The 12,717-nt window shown below is 40.2% G+C and carries 11 protein-coding genes and 1 rRNA gene; all 12 read right to left on the reverse strand.

Going from position 1 to position 12,717, the window contains the following annotated elements; all coding sequences use genetic code 11:
* Positions 1 to 192: ribosomal RNA gene (locus D0T87_RS23130) — 16S ribosomal RNA — on the reverse strand; the annotation flags it as partial.
* A 496-nt stretch (positions 193 to 688) separates the two neighbouring features.
* Positions 689 to 1,918 (reverse strand): clostripain-related cysteine peptidase, encoded by a 1,230-nt coding sequence (locus D0T87_RS23135; protein ID WP_163178473.1) that lies wholly within the window; start codon positions 1,916 to 1,918, stop codon positions 689 to 691.
* A 36-nt stretch (positions 1,919 to 1,954) separates the two neighbouring features.
* Positions 1,955 to 2,347, reverse strand: coding sequence for a hypothetical protein (locus D0T87_RS23140; RefSeq protein WP_163178475.1), 393 nt, complete (start codon positions 2,345 to 2,347; stop codon positions 1,955 to 1,957).
* A gap of 206 nt (positions 2,348 to 2,553) precedes the next feature.
* Complete coding sequence (locus D0T87_RS23145) at positions 2,554 to 3,414, reverse strand: RNA polymerase sigma factor RpoD/SigA (protein WP_163178476.1); 861 nt, start codon at positions 3,412 to 3,414, stop codon at positions 2,554 to 2,556.
* A 274-nt stretch (positions 3,415 to 3,688) separates the two neighbouring features.
* The gene (locus D0T87_RS23150) at positions 3,689 to 5,200 is read right to left on the reverse strand and encodes a Do family serine endopeptidase (RefSeq protein WP_163178478.1); all 1,512 of its coding nucleotides are present in this window, start codon (positions 5,198 to 5,200) and stop codon (positions 3,689 to 3,691) included.
* A gap of 252 nt (positions 5,201 to 5,452) precedes the next feature.
* A complete protein-coding gene (locus D0T87_RS23155; RefSeq protein ID WP_163178480.1) occupies positions 5,453 to 6,778 on the reverse strand; it encodes a transglutaminase family protein in 1,326 nt (441 codons plus the stop codon).
* A 167-nt stretch (positions 6,779 to 6,945) separates the two neighbouring features.
* On the reverse strand, positions 6,946 to 8,100 hold the full coding sequence (locus D0T87_RS23160) for a dipeptide epimerase (protein WP_163178481.1): 1,155 nt from the start codon (positions 8,098 to 8,100) through the stop codon (positions 6,946 to 6,948).
* A 181-nt stretch (positions 8,101 to 8,281) separates the two neighbouring features.
* Complete coding sequence (locus D0T87_RS23165) at positions 8,282 to 9,484, reverse strand: NlpC/P60 family protein (RefSeq protein WP_163178483.1); 1,203 nt, start codon at positions 9,482 to 9,484, stop codon at positions 8,282 to 8,284.
* Positions 9,485 to 9,676: 192 nt separating this feature from the next.
* A complete protein-coding gene (locus D0T87_RS23170) occupies positions 9,677 to 10,582 on the reverse strand; it encodes a nucleotidyl transferase AbiEii/AbiGii toxin family protein (protein ID WP_163178485.1) in 906 nt (301 codons plus the stop codon).
* Complete coding sequence (locus D0T87_RS23175) at positions 10,575 to 11,342, reverse strand: type IV toxin-antitoxin system AbiEi family antitoxin (protein ID WP_163178486.1); 768 nt, start codon at positions 11,340 to 11,342, stop codon at positions 10,575 to 10,577. The genes D0T87_RS23170 and D0T87_RS23175 overlap by 8 nt, the downstream gene beginning before the upstream one ends.
* Positions 11,343 to 11,573: 231 nt before the next feature.
* Complete coding sequence (locus D0T87_RS23180; RefSeq protein ID WP_163178488.1) at positions 11,574 to 12,332, reverse strand: Lin1244/Lin1753 domain-containing protein; 759 nt, start codon at positions 12,330 to 12,332, stop codon at positions 11,574 to 11,576.
* 87 nt (positions 12,333 to 12,419) lie between these two features.
* Positions 12,420 to 12,717, reverse strand: a 298-nt coding sequence (locus tag D0T87_RS23185; protein WP_163178490.1) for an N-acetylmuramoyl-L-alanine amidase, incomplete at its 5' end; no start/stop codon positions are given.

Consider the following 12,717-nt stretch of genomic DNA (forward strand, 5'->3'; position numbering starts at 1 on the left):
GAATTATCATACTATCCGGTATTAATCTTTCTTTCGAAAGGCTATCCCAGAGTAAAAGGAAGGTTGGATACGTGTTACTCACCCGTGCGCCGGTCGCCAACAATCTATTGCTAGATCTTGATGCCCCTCGACTTGCATGTGTTAAGCCTGTAGCTAGCGTTCATCCTGAGCCAGGATCAAACTCTTCATTGTAAAAGTATCTTTTAAATTTACTATTGGACAATTTACTATTAGACGATTAAAATAACAAAAGTGAATTCAATCGTAAATCGTAAATAGTCAAATCGTAAATCATATTATCTCTGCTCGGATGCCGTACAAATTTATCAAATTCACACCTATATATAATATAGAATGACGGTTCAATTAACCCAAATATTAATTTGGCTTGTACTACTTGTATAGTTATGAAAATAATTCAAAGAACGATGCGGTTCCGACCGCGGCGGCTTGTCCATTTCTGTAAAGCGAGTGCAAAGATAGGTGGTTTAGAATTAACATGCAAGCATACACACCAATTATTTTTAAAGAAATGCAAAAGTTTTTTCTAAATAGCTGATAATGAAACCTGTTGTAGAACATAAAAAAGACAGCTTGGTTGCTGTCTTTACATTCTTGCTACAACAAGAACTTATTATTCCAAAATAAGATATCCCATCAGAAGCAATATTTAATATTCTTCCTGGATCTACCAACCTGATGATTGCCAGACTTTACCTTCAGTATATATCTCCAAGTTACGATAGAAATTGAGAATACTAGAACCTTCTTGTGGTATATACACACTAAGCCCTTCAGCACCTTCCATAGAAGAATAATATCCATTAATACGTTCTGCAAAATTTGTTTTTGTAGTTTCAAAATAAGATTGGGCTCCATCAAAGAGAATACGCCATTCGTTATAATCTTCGTTTGCACCCGTAATGCGCCGTATCAGTTCATCCAAATCATAATAGTTTGTAGTACCTCCCTTACCTTTGGCGTAACCATAATAAAACCAAGAACTAGAGTTGGCATTTATATTCGCTCTATTACCAGCATATTGAGATAGAATATTTTCTGTAGCCTTTGCTAAAGTATTCAACTCACTCGTTTTCAATACCGATACAGACACCCCATATGGCCATAGCTTTCCAACACCTTCATATGTATATTTAGCATCCGCCTTTATAGTACCATCTCCATTACCGTAGTAATCGTAATATGCACGTGCTATATTTTCAGCTACATTTGTAGTAGTAAACATTTGAGGTACCACCTTCTGATAAGGAGCACCAGGTCCTGGTATTTCAGTAGGAGAGCCAATTATATAATCTGCACAGTTTCTTAATTCATAGGCAACCTCAATAGCCTGCATATAACAAGCATCAAGAAGAATAAATTCAAACCGCGGGAAACTTTCAAGTACTTCACGCAAGTCTGTTATATTCATATTAGTACTGTTATAATCGCCCAAATGGCGCGTAGCAGCATTAGCAGACTCCATCCAACCATCGGCATGAGATGCAAAAGTTAGCCCATAACTTTTAGCAGGAAACTCAGCCACCACTTTGGATATGATGTCAGACATCACTTCTTTTTTTAATGAATTCTGTTCGTTATACGTATAAATAGTATCTGCAACTACCTTCCCGTCACTTTTTGATATATGTATTAATTGGGGAGCATCTTGTTGGGTATCGCAATAAACTACCAAATTATTCTTTGTGACATCCACATTAGTTATCCCTTCAACCATTTCATTAAAATCGCTTATCGCATAAGCAGAAAGATCATTCTGCCCAACCCAAAGCGCAAGCACCGTACGCTCTTCGCCTTTTGCCGGAGGATCTGGAATTTTTGGATCATCATTATCACTACAAGCACTCACTAAAACAAGTACCAAACTCCATAATAATAATTGTAGCTTTATCTTCATTTCTTGTTCCTTTCGTTTGAGTTAAGTTGTATTTCATTAATCTTCAGGCTTCTTAAAAGAAAACTCCGTCTTTTTCAGTTCTTCCACCCTGACAGCCTTATCTTTTCTATATTTGCTCAATACTTTAGCCTGCTCTTTAGCTAATTTTGCTTGATTATTAGAAAAATAAATCATACATGTTCTATTCTTCTCACCTTTCTCATATTCCAGATGATTCTTTAACTGATAGCTATAATGCTCTCTATATGGTAAAAAGCCCATCTTATCCAAATGCACACTATCCAACATCTGGATCTCAGTATAATACACTACGGTATCTGTAAATGAAGCAGAAAAACCAAATGCATATACTGACTTGCTTTTCTTTGAAAAACCAGAACACACCATTAAGGTTACCGCAAGCAAAAAAGCTATTTTCGCAAATTTCATATTCTAAAAATTAATTTGTTTGAGTATAAAGTTCAGTTACTTATCGCTAATTATCTGTAACATACCACTTATTACTTTGGGATACAAATGTAGTGATTTACACAAAAACTCCGTACAGAAGAGGAAAGAATTAACAAAATATAAAAAGGAACCACCCTTTCGGATGATTCCCAGTTATTTCTTTTATAGAAAATTGAATGTCTTATTTATCCCAAATAAGATTTGAGCAGTTGGCTACGATTACTAGCTCTTAATCTGCGGATTGCTTTTTCCTTAATCTGACGAACGCGCTCACGTGTGAGTCCAAACTTATCGCCGATTTCTTCCAATGTCATTTCTTGTTGTCCGATACCGAAAAACATCTGTATGATTTCTTTTTCCCTATCGGTTAACGTAGACAATGCTCTATCAATTTCTTTCGCAAGTGATTCATTAACCAAAGTACGGTCCGCCATCGGAGAGTCGTCATTGATCAATACATCCAACAGGCTGTTGTCTTCGCCTTCTACAAACGGTGCATCAACTGAGATATGACGTCCGGACACTTTCAAGGTATCGGAAATCTTATCCACGGGAATGTCCAGTTCTTCGGCCAGTTCTTCCGGAGAAGGACGGCGTTCATTTTCCTGTTCGAACTTAGAGAAGGCTTTGCTGATTTTATTCAGCGAACCCACCTGGTTCAACGGAAGACGGACAATTCTCGATTGTTCGGCCAATGCTTGTAGAATAGACTGACGAATCCACCATACCGCGTAACTAATGAATTTAAAACCGCGTGTTTCATCGAATTTCTCGGCAGCTTTGATCAATCCTAAATTACCCTCGTTAATTAAGTCGGGCAAACTCAAACCTTGGTTTTGGTATTGCTTAGCTACTGAAACAACGAAACGCAGATTCGCACGGGTCAGCTTTTCCAGTGCTACACGGTCTCCTTTACGGATGCGTTGAGCGAGCTCTACTTCTTCTTCAACTGTAATCAGGTCCTCACGGCCGATTTCCTGCAAATACTTGTCAAGAGAAGCACTCTCTCTGTTCGTAATACTTTTGGTAATCTTTAGTTGTCTCATTCTAAAAAACAAATTTGGTGTGCAAAGTTACAAGATTTAATTCATTTTCAGGCAAAAACCTAGCAACTTTTTAATTTAATTAGTAGTTAGAAGCCAGAAGTTAGTAGCAGGTCTACGAAATAATACCACAAGGTAAAGGTAGAACCTGACTACTTACTACTAACTACTAGCTTCTATTAAAACAATTAAGAGCACCAACAAGTTAACTGCCGGTGCTCTTTTTGTTTTATATTAACTTCGGCAGCAACGTGCCGCAGCGAGGTTTCTTTTCAGATCAATCCTGTGACAAGTCTACTGCGTAGCTGGCACGTTTTCCCGATGGGAACATACCCGATATGAATAGTACCTGTTCCGGTGATTTTGTGGCAGCTTTAAATATTTCTTCCAAATCACTCACTTTACGTACAGTCTGGTTGTTGACTTTCAGAATGATAAATCCTTTGCGAACACCTGCATCGGCCATCTTACCCGAATTTACACCTGTAACTTCAAGACCGGCACCCAGGTTGAGTTGTTTTTTCATTTCATCCGGCAACTCCCTGAAAGCAGCACCAAGAATTTCCATATCGGTGTTCTTTACAACTTTAGTCGTACCTTGTTCGTTCTTCAAAGTCAGTTCAACAGTTTTTTCTTTCTTGTCGCGAATTAGTTTCACCTTTACTTTATCACCCGGGCGGTGTCTTGCCAGCGCTTCCTGCAAATCAGCCATCGTTTTAACGGCTTTTCCGTCAATACCAGTAATTACGTCATCCACTTTAATATCGCCTCCGGCAGCCGAACCGCCATCTATGATTTCAGCAATCAATACTCCATCATTAACACCAAGTTCGGTAGCTTTCTTTTTAAGTTCTTCGCTCATGCCTTTATTGCTTATAGAAGAACCACGGATACCAAGTATAGCACGCTGTACTGCTCCATATTGCTTCAAGTCACCCACAATTTTAGTCATAATACTGGTTGGGATAGCAAATCCATATCCGGCATAAGCACCAGTAGGTGAAGATAACACAGCGTTAATACCGATGAGTTCACCCTTAGCATTTACCAATGCACCACCACTGTTTCCTTTATTAATAGCAGCATCGGTTTGAATAAACGATTCGATTCCACCATTATATACTCCCAGTGAACGCGCCTTTGCACTTACAATACCTGCTGTTACGGTAGAAGTTAGATTAAAAGGATTACCCACTGCAAGTACCCACTCTCCTACTTTCAACGCATCCGAGTCGCCAATAGGTAATGTTGGAAAATCGTCACCTTCTATCTTTACCAGTGCAAGGTCAGTGCTTGGGTCAGTACCAATTACGCGACCAATGAATTCACGGTTATCATTCAATGTTACACTTATTTCGTCTGCTCCTTCGATTACATGATTATTAGTCACCACATAACCATCCTTAGAGATAATTACACCAGATCCAAATCCTACTCTCGGCTCTGTTTGTACCTGACGTTGGCGTCCCTGGCCTTCTCCAAAGAAAAAATCGAAAATATCGGGCATTTGTTGCACCGTTCTTGTTTTAGAGCGCTCGGTCGATTTTATATGTACTACGGCATGAACTGAATTTTCAGCTGCCAGCGTCAAATCTACCGGCTGGGCATCCATAGCATCAAATGCAGCTAATTTCACGTTCGGATTTTGCTTGAACAAATCACTATCTGACGAGACGGTAATTTCATTTTTACCCTTGTTCATCATTGAGTATGTGGTCAGACCGGCCACACCTGAACTAAGCAAAACGATTGCTCCTATGGCAAGAATATTCTTCGTTGTTCTTTTCATACTTTTATTTTATTTATTTGTTAATATACTATTCACATTTAACATTTAAATCTTTCACCGATTAACATCTTCGGCACTAAAATAACAACAAAAATCATTCAAATCTGACGCTTGTCACAGTTTTTTTTTCTCTTTTAACAGAGAACGTTCATTGCTTAACAGCACTTAACGACAAAACCTGACAAATTTACATTCATTGTGACACCGGCAAGGTGGCGGCAAGGTGCCGCTGCCTGGTTACGATGCCGATTCTTACAGGTACACGATTTGCATATCGTAATTCCACTGATTAAAATAAAGATTTCCTTCCCGCCACTCTACTTCGCCACGCTGAAAGTCAACTGTTTCACTACGAGGATATTTTTTCTCCGGATAAAGTGGCATAGAATAATCATTATTCACAATCATGCGCCAGGCGTCAATACCTCCCAGAAAGAACATTTCTTCTTCAGGTGTCTGCGCATAAACAGGAATACCGAATGACTGATCAACAGGTACCCAGCCTATTCCCTCAAAATAGATTTCCGCCCAATCATGTAGATTCCATGCTCCCGGGTGCATCATAAAACCGCTTTGAAAGTGTGCCGGAATGCCGCTATACCGGCAAAGGGTAATGAATAGTAAAGTAACCTGCCCACAATCACCATGATGATTGTCAAGTACATACTCCGGTATATTAGGAATAGTAGAATATTCACGTGCCGATGCCCACGGGAAATTATCGTTTATCCATTTGAAATAGCGTTGTGCTTTTAATAATGGATTGGGTTCATCGCCTGCAAGCTGTTCTGCCAATGCTTTGATACGAGGTGAAAATAAAATATGACTTTCACGTTCTGCCGTATATTCCTTATACATATCAGTAGTTGTATCATAGGGCAGGATATTTTCCGGTTTTAACCTCCCCCACTCCGCGTAAGAGGTGTACTCGAACTCTTCCGAGAAAATGGTTGGCTGGTCTTTCACTGCTTTTTTCTCCATATAAAGGGTAGAATGCTGATAAGATTCCGGAGAGAATATATATTCCGGCTCACTGGCAGAGATAAACTTTACATCTTTCTGACGATATTGATTATCTTTAGGGTAAGGCAACCAACAGCGTATCATCTCTCCATCGGGCACGGCATTGGCATCCACTGTCAAGGTGTACTTTACCTTCATACGTGTTGGCAACACAGTATCTACCTGCTGACTTTTCACAGCCTTGATCACCTCCGGCAGATGTTGTTGATTCACTTTCTCACTACCACTTAACGGATTACCATCTTTAGCTATTTTAATAGTACGAGCTACAGAATCTACCCGGAATAAATTAGGTGCCGCATTACGGAAATACCGTTTCTCACCATCAAAGATCATATATTCAAGGGCTTTGGTTTCTTCCCAATGACGCATTTGTTCATCTGTAACATCAGGAATATATTTTTGTATATATGTCTTCACTTCATCTTCTGTCCGCGAAAAGTCTATTTTGACACGTGCCATACGTTCCTGCTCCCAATCAACAGAGGGTTGTTCTGTTTTGGGTGAAGAACAGGCCATAAGAAGAAATAATATGCAATAATAAAGTCTATTCATAATTGATTAGTTTTGAATGTAAATGATTAGCTGTAGGGGCGGTTCGCGAACCGCCCGAAAATGGTTTTCTGTATATTCTGTGCATTGGGCGGTTCGCGAACCGCCCCTACAATAATCAATTCCTTTCCAAACCGTTTTACACATTTCTACTCCAATTTTGTGTATAATCAAAGTTTTGTAATTCCAATCCCCGGAAGATCATTCAGAGTAATTTTCCCTTTTACAACCTCCATACCTTTAAAGATATCATTGCCTATAAGCAATGCTCCGTCCAGATCGGCAAAATCAACCGCCGGAGAAAACTGTGCAGCAGCAGAAATTGCACAGGACGTCTCCGTCATACAACCTACCATTACTTTCATATTTAGCGCCCGTGCCAATGTCACCATTTTCCAGGCCTCACGCATACCGGTACATTTCATCAACTTGATATTAATACCACTAAAAGCACCACTCAATCCGGCCACATCACTCAGACGTTGTAGAGATTCATCGGCAAAGATAGGAAGCGGGCTATGCTGGGTTACCCACGCAATATCATCCAACTGCGTTTTGGGCATGGGTTGCTCTACCATAACAATGCCCTGTTCTTTGAGCCAGAGAATCATATCAAGAGCATATTTCTTATCTGTCCATCCTTGATTAGCATCCACCGCAATGGGGAGGTTGCTAACCGAACGGATGGTTTCTATCATTTCTTTATCATTCTCACGACCAAGCTTTACCTTTAATATATTATATAATCCGGCAACTTCTTCGGTTTTCTTACGCACCACATCGGGGGTATCAATCCCAATCGTGAATGTAGTAGAAGGAGTTTTTTCTTTATCCAATCCCCATATTTTATACCAAGGGGCATTGAGTAATTTCCCCACCAAATCGTGCAAAGCAATATCGATAGATGCTTTTGCCGCTGTATTACCCGGCATAACCCCATCAATATACGCCAAAATATCCTCCAACTGGAAAGGATCGTTAAACTGCTCCAGATCAACCTTACTCAAAAAGCTCATCACAGATTCAACAGATTCACCCAAATAAGGAGGCATGGAAGCCTCACCATATCCTATGATTCCATCATATTCAATTTCAACCTGTACATCAGGCGTAGTAGAACGCGAATAAGTTGCCACGGTAAACACATGTCGCAATTTCAGTTCATAAGGTCGAAAAGATAGTTTCATTTTTGCATTACGTCCGGCAATACGGTTCACAGAGAAAGAAACCGGCTTTTCGCCAGCCAGCGCACTATCAAGAATAAGCCCGGTACCCAGTGTACCCAAAGCTGCTGTTTTCAGGAATTGTCTTCTATTTTGTTTCATTATGGTATCGTTTTGATTGTTTCTATATGGTTATACGTTATCTCAACCGTCCACCCCCTGCCCCCGCCAGCGGGGGATACCTTGCGGAGACGCTGTGTAGCGCAGCCTATCCCCCGCTGGCGGGGGCAGGGGGTGGATGTTGAAGTCAGCATAGAATTAATTCATTTCCAATCCGTTTTACTCATTCCCTTGTATAATAACTATTCGTAACCGTAGTATTTATCTCAGAAGTACCGATTGAATTAAGAAAACAAGTGGCAAATAACAACCGGTTCAAGTTATATTCATCATAATCAGCATCCGCCGGATCAAAACTATTGATGCGCACATCGCCCTGAGCATGAATAAACTTCTTATTACCTATATATATAGCCACATGCACAACACGTTCTTTACGTTCCGGTGTAGCCTTACGTCCGAAGAATACCAAATCACCAGGTTGCAGATTTCCAAAATCCGACGCTATATCTATATGTTCACCCACATAAGCCTGTTGAGAAGCATCACGTGGCATAATGATATCGTGCAGATAAAGCACAGTACGTACAAATCCGCTACAATCCATTCCCTTAGCCGAGGTTCCGGCCCATAAATAAGGTACCCCCAACAATGTTTTAGCTGTTGCAATGATACTTGTTGCATCTTGCTTCAGGGTTTTCTGCCATACCGCCTCCGGCTGAGAGATTGAGTTGGAGATATAAGCCTTTCTCCCATCTGGATAAGACACCTTATAATAGCCTTTTTCGGTACCTTCCCACTTCAGGCGATCACCTGATACGACATCAGATATGGATTGTGATTTTGTATCGGGCTTTTCATAAGTAAATCCGTAATGGGAGGTGACTACTATCTTTTCCGCACTATTCCAGGCATTATACTCCTCCCTAGTCATTGGAGTTATACCCGCCCGGTGCACCCAGGCAATATAATTATCCGGAGTCTGGATACGATACCAACTTGTACGATCCAATACCCTGACAGGCATTCCAAGCAATCCCTGCGTTACCATTTCAGAAGAGAAATCGTCTTCACTACGCAGATTACAAACCGATAGATTAACTATACCATAGGTCCTATCGCCAAGTACTTCATTATCCGGAAGCAACCTCAAACTATCTTGAATTTCATAACCGGCTTTGGATAACTCATCTAAAAGCATTGCTTTAGCCTCGGCAGAAGTAGTTCCTCCTTTCACTTTCAGGTTCTTCCCATCAAGCATATAATCTACATCAAACACTCCGACACGCCTGTCGGGAATAAACTGCTTACGAACTTCTTCACCCGTTTGCCGGAGCTGGTCCAGGATTTCATTTACATTTTCGCCGGTACCGGCACAAGACACAAAAAGCAGGAGGCCTAACAGGCCGAAGATCATTTTCTTCATTATTTTTTTTGTTTTGGGGGTTGATAAACAAAAATAATAGATTTATAATCAAAACACCCCAAACTCCCTACACTATTTCGCCATCAATATTTAATTTTCGTCTTATTGCTCTGTACGGTGTAGTTAGGAAAGTCCTTACCTGTAAGACAAAAATAAAACAATAAAGCAATCTAATCATATTTAAAATCAAATTTATAAAGAAAAAAGAAACTCCTGTAACCTTTTCACTCCCGCAGTAAATTTTTCCGAATTCGTTTCTTTCAGTTTTAATATGGTTTGCAATTTCCATTTTACAGAAGGGTACGCACTCAAATCTCCGACACAACATTTATTCCATTCCGGTGTACCTTGTTCAAAGGAAAGAAGAAATGCTTTATCATCTTCTGTCCATCCATTATTAATTTTCACTATCAGCTCTTTACGAGTAGATTCGTAATCTTTGTATGAGAAAGAAATGTCCGTCATTCCTTTGAACTGATTCTCTAAAGATTCTTGTTGATCAATAGGATGTGGCTGCAGCGATTCGATGATAGGTTTATCACTACCTAAAAGACAAAAAATCAACCCATCTTTAACTTTCTCAAACGAGTCAAGAGGCATATACTTACAATCAAAGAGATCACGTGGATGTTGCCGGCTCAATGCTGCCGAAATCTTCCCTCCATACAATTCCGAAAATGAAACTATCCGAGCCTTACAACCCATATTAAATTCGGATTGAGCCTTGGCACAAAGGTCTTTATCTTCTGTTCTTCCAATAAGTCCTCTCTTGGTTCCATTCACCTCAATTTTCACGGTTGCTCCGTCCTTAATGCATAACAATTTCCAAACATCAGGTTTATGAGTGATTCTAATTCCCGGAATAGTTTTCTCAATCATCTGCTTTAATTCAACTAAATGAACATTGATAGCTTTTAGGCTTTCCTTCCGTTCTTGTATCGGAATATAGGTTATATCTATATCAACGGAATAGCGAGGCATGTTTTTATGGAACAGGTTGATAGCCGTTCCTCCATGTACTGCAAAATCTTCTATCTTATAGACAGAAGGCATTATTCTTACCAGAAGCGTCACTTGCTTTTTATATAACTCATTCATACTCATGTAACTCTTTAGGTATAGTTATTTTATATCTAGGAATGTAAATTCCATTCTCCACTAACTGAAATTTTGAAGAGCCTAATTCTATTTTTTCTATATCAAGTGAATCAAACCAGTAATGCCCAGCTTTCTCTGCCATATACAGAAACATTCTCTTTACTTTTAGATTGCCGGTATTTTCTAATAAAGTTTGTAATATGTTAGGGCGAAGTGTTGTTAATTGTTCCATGATATAGAACAAATCCATATATGCATACTGCTTTGGAGCCAATAGTAAACATTCTAAAACAGCCTGCTCAGGAACAGAAGATTGTAAATGAGGATAATTAGGATTAAACAAAACCAACTCTGATTTTGAGAACGTTTCAGTAGAAAAGAATCTCAATGTACGGTCAAAATCTTCATTCTTTATCCATGAAGGAACGGGCTCTTTACTGGGGTGTGATACTACCAGCAACGGTTTACCCATTGGTACATAATGATTAAAACCGGAAAGTTCCAAAGCTGAATGAGCCGCTATATGACAACTCTTATTTAATTGTTCGTTATAGCTCTCTAAAACAGAGAAAGACTTCAATTTGTCTCCTGTACGATACATTACTCCTTTAGACAGCGAGGACAACCAACCTGAATCTCTGTATTTTTTCACTAACTGATCAGAATATCCGTTTTCTTTTAGCCATGAGGAAAAATACAACCCTCCCTGATTGCTTCTCTGTAATAATTGGTTAAGTTTATTTCCTGTTTCTATACCCATGGTATATAATTATAAAACATATTCAACTGCAAAGATAATTGCTTTTCATAACATATTGACTATTTTAGTTGAAATATATTCCCCATTCTATACCAATAGTTTATATTACTGATATAAAACAAACCGTTTCGTATTTCTTCGTACTTATCATTGCATCGGAGTTTATCTTCTAAAACCTCGTTTAGGATTCTTCTTTTTCTTTTCACGGAAGAGGCAAATGTTATATTAGTTTCACCCACTCCCCTTCTTCACCCCCGCTATCAGAAACCGTCCCGGTTGTTGTATCTTTCCCCACTTGGTATGATACAACAACTGCCAGATCACCCCTTCCAGCCGTCCATAATCCGAGAGGGTGAGTATCGCATTCACCTCTTTCGCATCCCTGACACCCAGCGCATCCAGGCTCCGCATCAGCCCTTCCAGATTATGCGTAGCCTTGTTGTGTGCATACTCCGGTGGCGTTTTAATCTCCGTCTGAGTCGAAACCGAAGAATTTCCTCCTCCCTCCTCCTCCCTCTCCTTGGGAGAGGGCTGGGGTGAGGCTTTTCCTTTGGAGGGATTTAGGGAGGATATTCTCTTCTCTTCTTTATCCTTCTCCTCTTCTTGCAATGCGTCCGCATCAGCACATTCACTCATTCTCAACCATTTAGACCCCGCTGCCCGGCGGCACTGTTCACTCTTTGCCGCGCGTTTGCTGTCGAGGGGTTTCATTCTCTCCACCAATCCCGGCGAGTAAAACAGTTCTCCCTCAATGGCAAACAGAGCATAATCCGTAATGATTCGCTTCACTACCGCCCGGGTAGTCTTCACCCTCCGGGCCAGCATATCCAGCATCTTTAATTTACCTTTGTAGCCTGCTTGTTGCCGCAGAAACTCCAACAGATACCAATACACCCCATATCCCCGGGCACCTTCCGACTCAATTAATATCATTAGCTTAATATTGTTTCCCGCCGTTGCATCATGCGGAAAGTATTGATCATTCTTCATATTTACAATTAGACAATTTACGATTAGACGATTTAAGTTACTCTTGAATCAACGGTCTACGGCATCGTAACTTTCAACTTTCAACTTTCAATTTTCAACTGATACATCGTAGCACGGGCAGGCTTTATCCGACACCTCGTTGTGTCCCAACACCCGTTGAATCTCAATCAGTGTTCCCAGCCTTTCTATCAGCCCGCGGATAGCAGCCTTTTGTGCTTCCGTCCGTGTATCCGCCGGATTTCCTTCTTTGTCCAGCCCACCAACGTATGCTATACCTATGGCCGAACTATTCCATCCATAACAATGTGCCCCTTTTTGTGTCAGGGATCGCCCTTCTTCTATCCTTCCGTCCTGATGGATCACAAAATGATAGCCAATACTTTTG

The sequence above is a fragment of the Bacteroides sp. 51 genome (assembly GCF_010500965.1).
Classification (GTDB): domain Bacteria; phylum Bacteroidota; class Bacteroidia; order Bacteroidales; family Bacteroidaceae; genus Bacteroides.